Annotated in this window: 15 protein-coding genes and 1 pseudogene; 3 read left to right on the top strand and 13 right to left on the bottom strand. The window is 53.6% G+C overall.

All coding sequences use genetic code 11. From position 1 onward, the window contains the following. From AC2FNV_RS16990 to AC2FNV_RS16975, 4 genes and pseudogenes are all read right to left on the bottom strand, one after another. Nucleotides 1-402 (bottom strand): annotated as a pseudogene (locus AC2FNV_RS16990) (extensin family protein); the annotation flags it as partial. Beyond that, entirely contained in the window at nt 399-1319 is a 921-nt protein-coding gene (locus AC2FNV_RS16985) for a prephenate/arogenate dehydrogenase family protein (protein ID WP_170607307.1), read from the bottom strand. The gene AC2FNV_RS16985 and the pseudogene AC2FNV_RS16990, both read right to left, overlap by 4 nt. After that, nucleotides 1316-2401, bottom strand: coding sequence for a histidinol-phosphate transaminase (gene hisC, locus AC2FNV_RS16980; protein WP_170607309.1), 1086 nt, complete (start codon nt 2399-2401; stop codon nt 1316-1318). Before hisC ends, AC2FNV_RS16985 begins: the two co-directional genes overlap by 4 nt. A gap of 64 nt (nt 2402-2465) precedes the next feature. Then, on the bottom strand, nt 2466-3881 hold the full coding sequence (locus AC2FNV_RS16975) for an aminotransferase class V-fold PLP-dependent enzyme (protein ID WP_170607311.1): 1416 nt from the start codon (nt 3879-3881) through the stop codon (nt 2466-2468). A gap of 101 nt (nt 3882-3982) precedes the next feature. On the opposite strand from AC2FNV_RS16975, the gene AC2FNV_RS16970 reads away from it, so the two are divergent. Further along, nucleotides 3983-4444: an Lrp/AsnC family transcriptional regulator gene (locus AC2FNV_RS16970; RefSeq protein ID WP_170478331.1), complete on the top strand. Its 462-nt coding sequence runs from the start codon at nt 3983-3985 to the stop codon at nt 4442-4444. Here AC2FNV_RS16970 and AC2FNV_RS16965 read toward each other — a convergent pair. The 4 genes from AC2FNV_RS16965 to AC2FNV_RS16950 all read right to left on the bottom strand — a co-directional run bounded on the left by AC2FNV_RS16965 (nt 4441) and on the right by AC2FNV_RS16950 (nt 9966). After that, complete coding sequence (locus AC2FNV_RS16965; protein WP_170607313.1) at nt 4441-6081, bottom strand: N,N-dimethylformamidase beta subunit family domain-containing protein; 1641 nt, start codon at nt 6079-6081, stop codon at nt 4441-4443. The two genes, AC2FNV_RS16970 and AC2FNV_RS16965, sit on opposite strands and share 4 nt — an antisense overlap. Before the next feature lie 111 nt (nt 6082-6192). Further along, nucleotides 6193-6813 (bottom strand): 30S ribosomal protein S4, encoded by a 621-nt coding sequence (rpsD, locus tag AC2FNV_RS16960; protein ID WP_170478325.1) that lies wholly within the window; start codon nt 6811-6813, stop codon nt 6193-6195. 206 nt (nt 6814-7019) lie between these two features. Next, nucleotides 7020-7523 carry a hypothetical protein gene (locus AC2FNV_RS16955; RefSeq protein WP_496773952.1) on the bottom strand — a complete coding sequence of 168 codons (504 nt, stop codon included), beginning with the start codon at nt 7521-7523 and terminating at the stop codon, nt 7020-7022. Between the two features lie 160 nt (nt 7524-7683). Further along, complete coding sequence (locus tag AC2FNV_RS16950; protein ID WP_170607316.1) at nt 7684-9966, bottom strand: adenosylcobalamin-dependent ribonucleoside-diphosphate reductase; 2283 nt, start codon at nt 9964-9966, stop codon at nt 7684-7686. Nucleotides 9967-10095: 129 nt separating this feature from the next. On the opposite strand from AC2FNV_RS16950, the gene AC2FNV_RS16945 reads away from it, so the two are divergent. Further along, on the top strand, nt 10096-10527 hold the full coding sequence (locus tag AC2FNV_RS16945; RefSeq protein WP_170607318.1) for a DUF1489 family protein: 432 nt from the start codon (nt 10096-10098) through the stop codon (nt 10525-10527). Here the strand turns inward: AC2FNV_RS16945 and hisG are convergent. The 3 genes from hisG to hisS are packed head-to-tail and all read right to left on the bottom strand — an operon-like array spanning nt 10524 to nt 13795. Beyond that, a complete protein-coding gene (gene hisG / locus AC2FNV_RS16940) occupies nt 10524-11219 on the bottom strand; it encodes an ATP phosphoribosyltransferase (protein WP_170478306.1) in 696 nt (231 codons plus the stop codon). The two genes, AC2FNV_RS16945 and hisG, sit on opposite strands and share 4 nt — an antisense overlap. Next, the gene (locus AC2FNV_RS16935) at nt 11216-12304 is read right to left on the bottom strand and encodes an ATP phosphoribosyltransferase regulatory subunit (RefSeq protein WP_170607320.1); all 1089 of its coding nucleotides are present in this window, start codon (nt 12302-12304) and stop codon (nt 11216-11218) included. The genes hisG and AC2FNV_RS16935 overlap by 4 nt, the downstream gene beginning before the upstream one ends. A 3-nt stretch (nt 12305-12307) precedes the next feature. Next, nucleotides 12308-13795: a histidine--tRNA ligase gene (gene hisS / locus AC2FNV_RS16930; RefSeq protein ID WP_170607322.1), complete on the bottom strand. Its 1488-nt coding sequence runs from the start codon at nt 13793-13795 to the stop codon at nt 12308-12310. Nucleotides 13796-13930: 135 nt separating this feature from the next. Here hisS and AC2FNV_RS16925 point away from each other — a divergent pair, with 135 nt between their 5' ends. Beyond that, nucleotides 13931-14125, top strand: coding sequence for a SlyX family protein (locus AC2FNV_RS16925; protein ID WP_170478299.1), 195 nt, complete (start codon nt 13931-13933; stop codon nt 14123-14125). A gap of 79 nt (nt 14126-14204) precedes the next feature. On the opposite strand, the gene AC2FNV_RS16920 is transcribed toward AC2FNV_RS16925, so the two are convergent. Together AC2FNV_RS16920 and AC2FNV_RS16915 are read right to left on the bottom strand one after the other, a co-directional pair. Further along, entirely contained in the window at nt 14205-14633 is a 429-nt protein-coding gene (locus tag AC2FNV_RS16920; protein ID WP_170607324.1) for a GFA family protein, read from the bottom strand. Between the two features lie 89 nt (nt 14634-14722). After that, on the bottom strand, nt 14723-15091 hold the full coding sequence (locus AC2FNV_RS16915) for a hypothetical protein (protein WP_170607326.1): 369 nt from the start codon (nt 15089-15091) through the stop codon (nt 14723-14725). Between the last annotated feature and the right edge of the window lie 3 nt (nt 15092-15094).

Here is a 15094-nt window from a genome sequence, read left to right as displayed (position 1 = left end):
ACAGGCTTTGGTCCGACTTGAGACCGATCCGACCGCTTTGCCCTGAATCTCAATTTCTCCGCATACTGATGATTTGCGTAGTTTGCGCTTTTTGAACAAGACCTGCTGTTCCAATGCTTTGGGTCTTTTAAAGGGTTTGGGCGATATGTCCGGCCCCAACAAGGGCAAGTCAGTTGCCCTTGCGGCAGCAGCGACTTCCTGTGGCGATGCGGGGCGCAATTGCGGTCGCATATTCGGTAGGGTCAAGGGCAAAGCTGCGGCAATGGTGGCAGCAGGAGTGGCGCTGGCTGTCCTGTCCGGTCGCGGCAACGGATGCAGCGACGTGGAAGGCGAAGCAGACTGGACAGGTTCACCCAACCAGGTGGCACAACATACAGCAATTGCACCCCAAACAGGTCTCATGCCGGTGCCTTTCCACGACCAAAGTCCGGCGCGTCCGTGTCTTGTCCCGCGTCGATAATTCCACGACGAATAGCGCGAGTACGTGTGAAATAGTCGAATAATTGCTCACCATCTCCGGTGCGGATCGCACGTTGCAACGCAAACAATTCCTCGGTGAAGCGTCCTAGTATCTCTAGCGTGGCATCCTTATTCGTCAGAAAAACATCCCGCCACATAGTAGGGTCTGACGCAGCAATCCGTGTGAAATCCCGAAAACCGGCGGCCGAGTATTTGATCACTTCGGAATCCGTTACGCGGCGCAGATCATCCGCTACACCAACCATAGTGTAAGCGATCAGGTGCGGCGCATGCGAAGTAACTGCCAAAACAAGATCATGGTAATCAGCTTCCATTTCATCGACATTGGATCCCATACCCTCCCACAGAGCCCGCAAACGTGCGACTGCGTCAGGATCGGACCCTTTAACGGGGACAAGCAGGCACCAGCGATTGTCAAAAAGCTCGGCAAATCCAGACTCAGGCCCCGAATGCTCGGTGCCTGCCAAAGGGTGCGCCGGGACGAAGTGAACACCTTCTGGGATCGCAGGTCCAACATCCTGAATGACATGGCGTTTGACCGAGCCAACATCCGAGACCGTTGCACCGATTTTAAGGACGGGCGCAATGTCGCGTGCCACGGCCCCCATGGCACCTACAGGTACGCACAGCACTACCAGATCAGCGCCTTCAACCGCTTCTTGCGCTGTATCGCATATGCGATCACAAAGTCCGATGCGGCGTGCCGTGTCTCGGGTTGCCCGAGACTTTGCGTAGCCCGTCACTTCGCGAGCAAGACCCCCGCGTTTGATCGCCCAGAACATAGAAGACGCAATCAAGCCCAGCCCGATCAGAGCCACGCGGTCGTATATTTGGCTCATTCGGCGCCCCTCTTGAACTCTGAAATCGCAGCGACCACGCGGCGGCATGCCTCCTCGTCGCCCACGGTTATCCGCAATGCGTTCGGCAGGTTGTATCCCGCAACACGCCGAACGATCAAACCTCGAGTTTTCAGAAAATCGTCGCAAGCCTCAGCCTCGACCTGGTCGGCAAAGCGAGCAAGGATAAAATTGGTGCTGGAAGGATCCGAAGGCACGCCAACTTTTGCCAGTTCATCAGACAGCCACGACCGCAATCGCGCATTTTCTGAACGGCAGAAATTCAGATACTCTTCATCCTGCGCAGCCGCTTCTGCCGCAGCCAGGGCGGTCAGTGACAAGTTAAACGGTTGACGGACCCGGTTAAGCACTTCGATGATATCCCGCTGGGCGTAGCCCCACCCAACGCGCATGCCGCCAAGGCCGTATATCTTTGAAAACGTCCGAGTCATGATCACGTTTTGGTATTGGTCAACCAGCGCTGCACCGCCGTCAAACCCATCGACGAATTCGGCGTATGCGCCGTCAATGACCAAGAGGCAATCGTCAGGAAGATTGTCCGCCAAGCGCTTTAGTTCATTCTGTGAGATCATTGTTGAAGTGGGATTGCCCGGGTTGGTTACAAAAACAACCTTTGTACGTTTTGAAACCGCCGCAAGAATGGCATCCACATCGACTTTGCGTTCACGCTCTGGAACCATCACGGGCTTTGCTCCGACCATGCGGGCAATGATTGGGTACATGGAGAATCCATGTTCAGTGTGAATGACTTCATCACCACAACCAGCATAAGCTTGTGCAACAAATTGCAGCACCTCGTCGCTACCGACGCCACAGATGATCCGCTCGGGATCCAGCCCTTGTCGCTCACCGATCACATGGCGAAGGCTTCGATGATCTGTGCTGGGATAACGATGCAGATTCGCTGCGCTGTCGCGGACGGCCTCAATCGCCTTGGGACTCGGCCCAAAGGGATTTTCATTGGAACTCAACTTGATAACGTGCTCCACGCCCGCCACACGCGACTGTCCGCCTTGATACAGCGCGATGTCCATAATACCGGGTTGCGGGGTGATCTTGTTCATGAGAGGCTCCGTTAACTGGGCCTCTCATACCTGTCTCAACGCGTTGAGAAAAGCAGCAATTCCATTAGGCCGCTTTGAAGCGAGCAGTCGCCGGGTCAGCGTTATAGAAACGGACGAATTCTTCGGTCCTGCAGGACAGGTCGTTAACGCTGTCGATAATGAACTGAACCGTCTCCTCGCTCATCAGATATGAAAAGTTCAGGCGAACCCAACCTGGTTTTTTCATCTCTTCCCCAGCGGTCAATGCGGTGTGCAGGGATTCCGAGGTTGAGCGGTCAATTCCCAACAAACGATGGGCATAGGGACCTGCGCAAGCACATCCGCCCCGCGCTTGAATGCCGTAAATATCGCTAAGCATCCGAGTGAACAGCTGCTGATGAACCGGTTGTCCCGATTGGTCACGAACAAGGAACGAAAATATTGGCAAACGATGAGAGTTTTCAATACCTAGCAAGGTCAAATGCGGGTTATCCCCCCACCCGGCCAACGCCATTTCGTTGTATTTGGCTTCGCGACTTGCGATTTCGTCTGTGCCTACAACGTCCTTAACGATAAAGGCCAAGGCAGCGCGAATATCACCGATTACATTCGGGGTGCCGGCTTCTTCACGTGTGGCCAAATCTTCGCTGTAGTCATGGCGCCATGGCGAGACAAAACTGACTGTGCCGCCTCCTGGCCAACTGGGGCTGGAGCGTTTCACGGTTTTTTCGCTGACAATCAGTATACCAGAAGCGCCAGGGCCTCCGGGGAACTTGTGAGGGGACACAACGACCGCATCTTTACGCGCTGAGCCGCTTCCCATGTCTAAAGGCAAATACGGTCCACCCCCCGCATAATCCCAAACTGACAACGCTCCGTACGATTTAAGCAACCTGGTAACAGGATCGGGATTTGTGACAATCCCCGTAACGTTCGACGCTGCCGAGAACGACCCAATCACCAAATCTGAATCCGCGTGATCTACCAATGCTTGTTCAAGTGACACCAAGTCAGGCCCACCATCTGCACCTTCTGGAATTTCGACGACCCGCGCCTTGCTTTCACGCCAGGGTAAAATGTTTGAATGATGTTCATACGGACCGATCAAGACAACCGGCCGGTCAGCCTCTTCCACTCCCATCAAGCTGACCAGCCGGTTGAGTCCCGCCGTGGCGCCCGAACCGGTGAAAATCACCGCGTCCTCTCCTCTTGCGCCGACGATACGGGCTATTTCTGCGCGCGCTTCACGGCGCAATCGCGTCATGTAAGAACCGCAATAGGAGGCCTCGGTGTGGCTGTTGGCGTAGAACGGCAAGACCTGTTGGGATATAAAGTCTTCGACTTGCCGCAATGCGCGACCCGAAGCGACGTAATCCGCGTAGACAAGCGGCACGTCCCCATGCAGACCAGGGATAAGAACGTTCTCACCAATCAAACCATCACACAGTTCAGAATTGCGAACGGCGGCTTGGATATCTGCACGAAACTTGGACAAATTCATTGCGTTGGCTCCTTTTGCAACACCAATGTGATTGATGGAGGGCCCATAATCATCACAAATTTTTGCCTGTTCGTTACAAAATTTGTGTCATATGATTAAGAATGGCAAAGAACATAGATCATATTGACACACGCATCTTAAAAGAGCTTCAAAAAGACGCGACTCTTTCACAACGTGAATTGGCCGATCGGGTCGGGCTTTCGCAGAATGCATGCTGGCGGCGACTCAAAATGTTAAACGACTATGGTGTTCTGCAGGGGTCAACAGCCCGGATAGCGCGTGAGAAGCTGGGGTTGTCCCTTGTCGTGTTTGTAATGCTTCGCACACGCCACCATTCTGCGGAATGGCTTCAGGCCTTCCGCAGTCACGTTCTAACAATTCCCGAAGTGGTCGATTTCCACCGGATTGGGGGCGATTATGACTACCAGCTTAAGGTGGTAACGCAGGATATGGCGTCCTACGACAAGGTTTACCAACGTTTGATCGAAAAGGTCGAACTGGACAGCGTGACCTCGTATTTCGCCATGGAGGCTATCGCCGAAGGGCGCCCTTTGCCAATCTAGGACCGACCGCTAAATCGGTCCAAAACGTTTCGCGTGATCATTTCGACCTGAAAATCTTTTCGGGCTAGCCCCATAACCCATTCACACGTAGCTGCATTGAAAATTTCACCCTTGCCGCGTTGCCAGTGGACCATGACTCCGTTACCCCTCAGGGCCGTATCGTAAGTTTCCGGGGTAAGCGAACCGTACATTGCTCGCGCCTTCCATTCTGCATCACTTTTGCCGATATATAGCGTTTCGCCGGTAACACCGTGATCTGTTTCGGCGTTTGTACCCAGACCCAATCCAATGATCTCGATATTCGTTGAGGCGCCGTCTTTACCGGTAGCGAAAGGCAAACCATCTCGGATCACGTGATCCAGCCCATCCACCTCATAGCCATAAATCCGCGAACTGGCGCCCAGAACATCGCCATACCCCAAGTGGGCGCCGTTCAAAGCCCAGTGACCGGGTCGGTATATTGTGAACCCCCCGCTCCCGCGTCCAACGCAATTGCCGAGGCCTGCATATACACCCTTTGAACCGTTGGCTCCGAAAGTTTGCGCACCAGGCCAATTCACCTCTGGTTGCTCCCAAGCTCCAGTCAGAAGATGGCTGTCATTAGTATCCCTGACAGGATCGGTTTCAGTTGCGATGTATTTGTAGCAGATTTGGGTACGTCCGTATTCCTCAAGACGAATCTGCCACAGAAAATTCCCAGCAAAACGCGCAACATGTCCGCCATTTTCGACATAAGTGTCGATGGCCAGTCGCATCTCGCGACTCCAATATTCGTCATGCCCCACACATACGACACATTCGTAGCCGTCAAGTAATTCTGGATCGTCGTGCAAATCGTGCAAAGTCGCGTAATCGAGTGTATAGCCCTGAGTCTCAGCCCACTTTGCGAAATGACGTTCGTAGCTTGCCCAACCAGCCGATGCGTATTTCTTGGAATAACCATAAGCGTACGCCCATTCCATGTAATGGTATCGAACCATGTCGCCTACTCTTGGCGGAGCTTCCGGCAAGGCTCGTGGTGCGCCAGTGGGCAGCCAACAAAATCCCCGCGACCAAGGGCGCTGTGTCGAAAGTATAGGCGAAAATTGTTTTCCATCTGCTCCGGTAATGCCTTCGTAGGCATTTGATCCCCCCCAGCAATTGTAGGCAACCCAGGTTCCGGTTGCGCACAACAAAAGGATCGGTGCTTGTTTCGTCGCCTGCGCACGTCGGACAAGAATAAGGTGGTGTTCTTGAACTTCTGCAGCTCCCTTTCGTCCAGTCAATTTGAATAGATAGCCGCCAGGTTTCCAATCAAGTGGAATTTCAAAACTGTAAGCCGTCGGCCAATCGCAACCCTTGACCGAGCAGTCCTCAGGCGTTTCGTGAAACACGCCGGGTAAGTTTTGAACCGTCAAAACCGACTGGAGTTTACCTCCATCCCTTGAAATTTCCATATCCCAGGTTTCTGCCGTGGTGCTAACACGCAAACCGACAGTTTCACCCGGTTCGTAACTGAAACGTTCTGTATAAGCCCAAATCTCAAGAATACTCGCGTCGCGTGCCGGTCCGATGTAATAGTTGTCTAGGATATGTCTGGCTCGCGCTCGTGAACGTGGCGAGGGGCAAGATTCCTTGGCGTTTGTTTCGTCCGACACACGAGTCCCTTCTTTGAGTTGTTTTTCAAACTGTCCAAGGGCTATTTGTTGATTGCAAGAAAAAAGGCCGCGCAAAATGCACGGCCTTTGCAATCAATCGGTTTGCGAAGATTAGTTCTTGGCGTAAAATTCAACGACGAGGTTTGGCTCCATCATAACCGGGTAGGGAACGTCGCCGAAACCGGGAGTGCGCACAAAAGTCGCGGTCATTTTCGAATGGTCAGCCTCGATATAATCAGGCACATCACGCTCAGCCAGTGCAGCGGCCTCTAAAACGATTGCCAGTTGCTTAGAACGATCACGTACCTCAATCACGTCACCTTCTTTGACGCGGTAGCTGGGAATGTTCACCCGCTTACCGTTCACTTTAACATGACCGTGGTTCACGAACTGACGTGCAGCAAACACTGTCGGTACGAACTTGGCGCGGTAAACGACCGCGTCTAGGCGGCGCTCCAGCAGGCCGATTAGGTTTTCACCAGTATCGCCCTTTACACGCTCGGCTTCGGCATAGATACGGCGGAATTGTTTTTCGGTCAGATCGCCGTAGTAACCCTTCAGCTTTTGCTTTGCGCGAAGCTGCAGGCCAAAGTCAGACAGCTTACCCTTGCGGCGCTGCCCGTGCTGGCCCGGACCATACTCACGGCGGTTGATTGGGGATTTCGGACGACCCCAGATGTTTTCACCCATCCGGCGGTCAATTTTGTACTTGGCAGACGTGCGTTTGGTCACGGCTGATCTCCTTCGCAAAGTCGAGGCCAGTGTTGGCCACTATGAAGGGCGTTGTCCTCTTGGGATTTCCCATGACAGGCATCCCCTTGCGGGGGCCACCAACACCAATGAAGCCGCGCTTATATATGTGCAATCGCTAGAGTCAACACGGCAAATTGGGCCTGAACAGAATATTTACGTCCAATCAGCACACGAGGAATGTCAGGTTACTTGGCCAACGTCTCAGCCAGTTGGTCAAAATACTCGGGCTCGGCCTGAACAGCAACGGCCGGCGCAGGAAAAGCAACGACAGTATTGTCAGTTCGCTCGTACGCCGAAGGCTTGGCGGCCAGAGTGACCGAACTTATCCAAAATTCCTCATCTCGCGGTGGGCATCCGTTTTCAAACATTAATACCAACCTGTCGTCACCATGCATCCAAATCAAATCCGCGGAAAAACTTTGCGCGCCATTCAAGAGCTCGAGGCTTGCATAAACCCTTGTCGCATTCACCGGCCGCGTAGCCGCGGGAACCTGTACATTCAACATGTTTGTCTCGTGAAATCGATGGCTCTGGTGGCCCATATCAGCTTCTGACAAGTAGTCGACGATGAAACCCCTCCAAGACCATGCAACCCCAACGCATAAATGGGACAAGGGTGCAGCCTCTAGCCCATCCAGTTCAGTTTGTGACCAATATACCGCTACTCGACCGCTTTGACCGGTTCTCATCTGTCCGCCCGCACTTTTGAACATCCCACCTGTAACGTGTTCTGTCTATCAATGGTGGCGTTGGCAGAAAAGAGAACAAAATACAGCATTCACGAACGTGTTGCATTCGAGTCAATCAAGGCACATAGGTGCCTTGATACGGGTTGCTAAATCTTGGGTGTCAACCACATTTGGAATGGCCGCAACTGCGACACGTCATACAACCTTCGATCATCACCATGTCATATTGACCGCAGGACGGGCAGGCTTTGCCGCGCGGGGCGTCGATGTTCACGACTTGGGCTTGTGGATCGGCCTTTAACCCCATTCCTTCGCCTTCCAGAAAGCCGATATTGATCATGTGTTGTTCAATGACGCCACCAATCGCAGCCAAGATCGAGGGGATGTATTTCCCTTGTACCCATGCACCGCCACGCGGGTCGAAAACTGCCTTCAACTCTTCCACCACGAACGAAACGTCTCCGCCCCGACGAAACACAGCCGAAATCATTCGGGTCAATGCCAGCGTCCACGCGTAGTGTTCCATGTTCTTTGAATTTATGAACACCTCGAAGGGGCGTCGACGGCCACCAATCACGATGTCATTGATAGTTAGATAGATCGCGTGCTCACTATCCGGCCACTTTAACTTGTATGTCGATCCCTCCAGCGACTGAGGGCGGTCCAGCGGCTCTGACATGTAGATAACTTCGCCACCATCTACGTCATGCGGTGCATTGGCGCTTTCTCCGGGAACTTTATCCTCGCTCTCTGAAACGGTCAGCACAGACCCGGTCACGTCATTTGGACGATATGTCGTGCAGCCTTTGCAACCTTGGTCCCAAGCCTGCATATAGACATCTTTGAAGGCATCAAAACTGATATCTTCGGGACAGTTGATCGTCTTAGAAATCGAGCTGTCGATCCACTTTTGCGCAGCGGCTTGCATCTTGACGTGATCGGCTGGGGGCAGTGTTTGCGCATTGACGAAATAGTCCGGCAACTCAACATCTCCGAACTTGTCGCGCCACATCTGCACCGCGTAGTCCACCACTTCTTCTTCAGTGCGCGACCCATCCTTTTGCAATACCTTGCGGGTGTAGGCATACGCAAAGACAGGCTCAATTCCCGACGAAACATTCCCTGCATAAAGCGAGATCGTCCCAGTCGGAGCAATCGAAGTCAGCAGAGCGTTACGAATGCCGTGTTCACGGATCGCTTCGCGCACGTCGTCGTCCATCTGCTGCATCGTGCCACTGGCCAGATACTTCTCGGCATCGAATAAGGGGAAAGCCCCTTTTTCCTTGGCTAATTCCACCGACGCCAAATACGCCGCGCGGGCGATTGCGTGCAGCCATGTCTCGGTCTGATGCGCCGCTTCGTCCGATCCATATCGCAGACCCAACATCAACAAAGCATCAGCCAGACCGGTCACGCCTAAACCGATACGGCGTTTGTCCTGCGCTTCCGCCTCTTGTTCCACCAAAGGGAACTTGGACGCATCCACCACATTATCCATCATGCGTACGGCTGTGGCCACCAATTGCTGCAGAGCGGTTTCGTCCAGATGCGCTGCGGCCTCGAATGGTTCTGCTACCAGCCGTGCCAGATTGATCGAACCAAGCAAGCAAGCACCATACGGTGGCAACGGCTGCTCGCCACATGGATTGGTTGCCGCAATGGTCTCTACATAATTCAGATTGTTGGCTTGATTGATCCTGTCGATGAAGATCACTCCAGGCTCGGCATAGTCATATGTCGCCTGCATGATCTTGTTCCATAAGTCGCGCGCCTGAACAGTGTGGTAAACTTTGCCATCAAAAACCAGTTCCCAAGGACCGTCTGCTTTGACTGCCTCCATGAACGGATCGGTCACCAGAACCGACATGTTGAACATGCGCAGACGGGCCGGATCGGATTTGGCCGTTATAAAATGTTCGATGTCCGGATGATCACAACGCATAGTAGCCATCATCGCGCCACGGCGCGATCCGGCGGACATAATCGTTCGGCACATTGCGTCCCAAACGTCCATAAAGCTCAGCGGTCCCGAAGCATCCGCTGCGACCCCTTTTACATCTGCTCCCCGAGGGCGGATGGTCGAAAAATCGTATCCAATCCCGCCACCCTGTTGCATGGTTAAAGCAGCCTCTTTCAACATATCGAAAATTCCGCCCATGCTGTCCGGAATTGTGCCCATCACGAAACAGTTGAACAGAGTCACCTGACGCGCGGTACCCGCACCTGCAGTGATGCGCCCGGCCGGCAGGTATTTGAAATCTTCCAGCGCCTCATAGAATTTTTCTTCCCAATGTTCCGGGTCTTTTTCCACTCGCGCCAAATCCCGAGCGATGCGCCGCCAACTGTCTTCGACTGTTAGATCAATGGGCGTTCCATCCGCCTTCTTGAAACGGTATTTCATGTCCCAGATCTGCTCGGCGATGGGGGCGGCAAAGCGGCTCATTGGTGATTCCTTGTCTTGAAAGAGAAATACAGGATACCCTAAATCGCACCCTTACCACAACACCTTGATGACAGCGTTCATCAAGCTACAATATGAAGATGGGCTTAGGGACGACTCTGTGGGAAAGCTGTGGATAAGTACGTAAATCTCATAAAACTATCTGTCGGATCAGAGAGTGTTGACACGCTGATGGCTTGGCAGGACAGCCGTAAGCCTCTTTACCCAGACGGTTTACCGCGCCACGTAACCCGCATGTGGCCCAAGCGCGAAGCCGAGATTCTTAATGGCGGATCAATCTATTGGGTGATCAAAGGCACTGTCCAGTGCCGTCAACGCATACTTCGTTTGGACGAGGTCAGGGGCGACGATGGTATCCGCCGTTGCGCGATCATTCTTGACCCCAATATACACCGCACTCAAAACGCATTGAAGCGACCGTTTCAGGGCTGGCGTTACCTCAAACCTGAAGACACGCCTGCCGACCTTCCCAAGTCCAGATCAACAGACGATACCTTGCCGGATGACTTGAACCGCGCACTTGCCGAGATCGGTGTTCTCTAACCTGATTTCAGCCGATCCAAAAATTCCGACAGAAACGCCTTTTGTTGCGGTGTGTACGTCGCTTCGCGACTGCGCCACAACGTCGCTTGCGATTTAAGGACAAGGCCATCCGACAGTATTTTCAAGTGGTTGGCCCGCAAAGTCTCTCCAGTCGAGGTGATATCAGCTATCGCTTCGGCAGTTTCATTCACCACGGTGCCCTCAGTCGCGCCTTGACTGTCGACTAAAGCGTAATCAGCTACACCCGCATCGGTCAGAAATTCACGAACCAACCGATGGTACTTAGTAGCGATCCTCAATCGGTGCCCATGTGTCTTGCGAAACGCAGCAGCCACAGCATCCAGATCATCCAAAGTGTCCACGTCGACCCAACAAGCAGGGGCGGCGATGACCAAATCAGCCCTGCCAAAGCCAAGTCGGGAAATTTCTTCAACCTGTTGTTCCCAGCGCGGCAGTTTTTCCTGCACCAAGTCGATCCCAGTTACACCGAGATGAATTCGCCCCGCCGCCAATTCGCGGGGAATCTCACCTGCGGACAACAGGATCAGCGAGACACCTTCGATCCCTTCAACACGACCAGCATATTCCCGATCCGAGCCGCTTCGCGACAAAGTAATGCCGCGCTTTTCAAACCACGAAAACGTTTTTTCCATCAACCTGCCTTTGGAGGGAACGCCAAGTTTCAGGCTCATTGCGTAGCCTCCTCGATCTCCAGCATCAGATCTGGACGCAGAACGCCACCAACTGCCGGGATTTCAGCTCCGTTTCCTAACTGCCGCGTCAGCGCATCATAACGCCCACCCGTCGCAATAGGCGGCAGATCGGGGCGACCCTCGGCATAGAAGCCAAAGACGAACCCGTCATAATACTCCATAGATGTCCGGCCATACGCGGCCTCAAAATCCAACCGCTCGACATCGACACCCCGCGTCTGCAAGGCAGCTACCCGATCCTCCAGCCGATCAAGAGCTGGGGCAATCTGGGGTAAGTCCACGGCAACATCCCGCAGCTGCTCCAGTGCAAAGGGCATGGTTTCACGTACATTCAAAAGTGTCTCCAGCCCCGCCAACTCTGTGTCGGTGATCGGAGGCGTTTCGCGGTCTTCGCGAAGCGCGTCAATCCTCGCTTCAATTTCCGAAGCGCGTCGTTTTCCAATCATTGGCACGCCAATATCCAACGGGCCTTTGGCGTCCAACAGAGCGTCGCGACCCTCGGGTCCGGGTTTTCGACCAGCAAACCGTTCGATCAATAGCCGAAACCGACGAGGGCGCCACAGATGCCGCATAAGCGCCGCCTTGCGCCGTTCAGTCGTTTTCATACCTTGAACCGCAGCCGTAAGGATACCGATGTCACCAGTTGCGGCCCGCAACGGCAAACCGCTAAGTTGCAGCGCAAAAAGTGAGAAAACTTCTGCGTCGGCGCCCGCTGGATTGTCTCGGTCAAATACCTCGTACCCAACCTGAACATATTCATTGGATCGTTCGGGGTCGTGCTCCTGACGTCGAAAAACCTCGCCTGAGTAAGTGTAGCGCGCTGGCTCGGCTCCATTGGCCATGTGCATTTGCACGACAGGCAAGGTGAAATCAGGGCGTAGCATTTGTTCGCCCCGCAACGCGTCCGAGGTCACATAGGCCCGTGCACGGATGTCTTCGCCGTAAAGATCAAGCAAGGTTTCTGCCGGTTGCAGCAAGGGCGGGTCAACGATCTGGGCGCCTGCGGCCTCAAAACGGACACGCATCATCGCAGCGCGGGTCAGTATCTGGGAACGGCTGGGCATAGATCAGTCCTGACTGTCCAGAATTTCACGCACCTTGGCGATTAGATCGCCGCGTGGCACTTCGAACTGGCTGGGGCGTTCCTTCCATTCTTGCACTGTCGCGCTTTCTGCAATCTTGGCGCCAAGCATCAAATCTTTGATCTGCACGACACCTTTCGCTTTTTCATCGCCACCCTCGATCACCGCGATAGGTGAGTTACGCTTGTCTGCATATTTCAGTTGATTGCCAAAGTTCTTTGGGTTGCCCAGATAAACTTCTGCTCGAATGTCGGCGTTGCGCAGTTCAGCCACCATTGTCTGGTAATCGGCCATTCGGTCACGATCCATGACGGTCACTATTACCGGGCCCTTGGCTTGAGTATGGATACGACCTTTTTCGCGTAAAGCCGCCAACAGACGATCCACCCCGATGGAGATGCCAGTTGCAGGAACCTCTTGCCCGGTAAAGCGCTTTACCAAGTCATCGTAGCGACCACCACCAGCGACAGAGCCAAATTGCCGCTTGCGGCCTTTTTCGTCAAAAATCTCGAAGGTCAGCTCGGCTTCGTAAACCGGGCCGGTGTAGTAACCCAAACCTCTGACTACAGACGGGTCAATTTCAACCCGGTCAGAGCTATATCCACCTGCTTCCAGTAGCGCGCCTATTTGCTCAAGTTCAAGAATACCATCTGTACCAATTTTGCTATCCCCGACGGCCTCGCGAAGGTTTGTCAAAGTTTGGGCTGTATCAACTGCCTTTGATGTAAGAAACCCGATGACCGGCTCGGCTTGATCTTCGCTTAGGCCTACGCCATCAATGAATGCGCCTGAGGTGTCCAGGCGTCCCGTTGTCAACAACTCGCGAACACCTTTTTCGCCCACCTTGTCGAACTTGTCGATGGTGCGTAGGACATCGTTCCGTGCAGAAACATCTTCTCCAAGACCCATCGCCTCAAGCACGCCATTAAGAACCTTTCGGTTGTTCACTCGCACAAGGTAATCACCACGGGGAATGCCCACTGTCTCAAGAGTGTCCGACAGCATCGCACAGATCTCGGCATCTGCTGCCATTGATGCCGTGCCGACAGTATCAGCATCACATTGATAAAACTGACGATACCGTCCCGGTCCCGGTTTTTCATTTCGCCAGACTGGCCCCATAGCGTAACGACGATAAGGCGTTGGCAGGTCGTTGCGGTGCTGCGCATACACTCGCGCCAAGGGAGCGGTCAGATCGTAGCGAAGGGCCATCCAGTCGCCCTTGTCGTTTTCATCCACTTCCTGCCAAGCAAACACGCCCTCATTTGGACGATCAACATCCGGAAGGAACTTGCCCAGCGCTTCAACCGTTTCGACTGCGCTGCTTTCAAGCGCATCGAAACCATAATGATGATAGACACCCGCAATATTCCGCAGCATCTCGGTGCGTTGCGTTACTTCCTCGCCGAAATAGTCTCGGAACCCTTTCGGCGTGATCGCCTTTGGGCGGGGCTGTTTCTTGGGCTTGGCCATGTGGGGCGTCCTCGGGCGTGTAGTGTTCCGCGCGCGGTCTATCCCATGGCCTGTGCCGGGGCAAGCATGGTGCTTGCTTTCTGTTGTTAAGGGCTTGTAGGGCAACTATGACCCGCGCCACTAACAGGAGCCGCAATGCAACATCTGGAAGAACAGATCGCCCATCTATCCCGCACTGTCGAAGAACTGAACACGATTGTTACTCGCCAGCAGGACGAGATCGACCGCCTGACCCGCCGGGTCGAGATGTTGATGCAGCGAGAGGCTGAACGCGCGCAAGAGGGATCGGGAGGCGTCGTATTAGGAGACGAACGTCCCCCACATTATTGAGTTGGTGGCCGCAGCCAAAGAACCAAAAAGAAAACCTCGGCCTTTCATTACTGACGGCAATACCAAAAATTTAAAGTTTTTACCTCAATAGTTCTATTCCAGATTGCGCAGCGTCCTGAAGCCCCTTTTCGTGCTTGGGCAGATCATCGGAAACCTGTACCCAGGGCAGGCGCTCTGACCAGAAAATATGGGCAGTCGGCTTGTACAGATTGGTGTCCTCAAGTGTTGCAGCATATAAATGAACCTCCTCCGGAAACACTTCGGTTTCAAAGGACGCAGGCGCACCACATTCGCTGCAGAAACTACGCATCACCTTAGGCGAAGACTTGAAAAATGACCTTGGTCCTGACCACGTCAGCCCCGAGCGCAGAACACCGAACCAACTTACATAATCGGAAGAGGCGGCGCGGCGGCAATCTTCACAATGGCAGATTGCACTCCAAAGCATTTCGTTAACAGACTGCCAGGTCAGTGAACCACAGAAACAACGACCTGCAATTTTCGGCATAACGAAATTTCCAAAATAATGTTCTGTTTAAGCATTGGCATCACGATAAACACGCTGTTTTGTGGATGCATCCGGCCTGCATAGTTTTTTCACAAACCCAGCGTTGTCTTTACCGCGTTGTCAACAACCCCGCCAAGCAGAGCGTCCTTGTCCTCTGCACATCCTTCTGTCAAAGCAGCCAAAAATGCCTCGCGCAATTTGGCGTTTTCTTCATCCGAACTGGCGTGATCCTCGATGTTGACTTGACGATTGTACAACGACAGCGCTGTCATCTTACCTACCACTTCCAGAACGTACTCATCGTTCCCGTCGGCCTCCTCAATGACAGAGGCACAGGTGTGGTACATGACCGGCAGAGCCTCTTTCATCATTTGTTCGGCTTCCTCATCAGCCAGGGCAAAGTTTGAGCCGGCAAACAGGGCAGCGGTGGCAATTAACTGAATGGACTTCATATTCATCGC

The organism is Ruegeria sp. BHSA163, from assembly GCF_059613365.1.
Note: the sequence above shows the minus strand (reverse complement) of the source record. Positions and strands in the feature narration are given on the sequence as shown.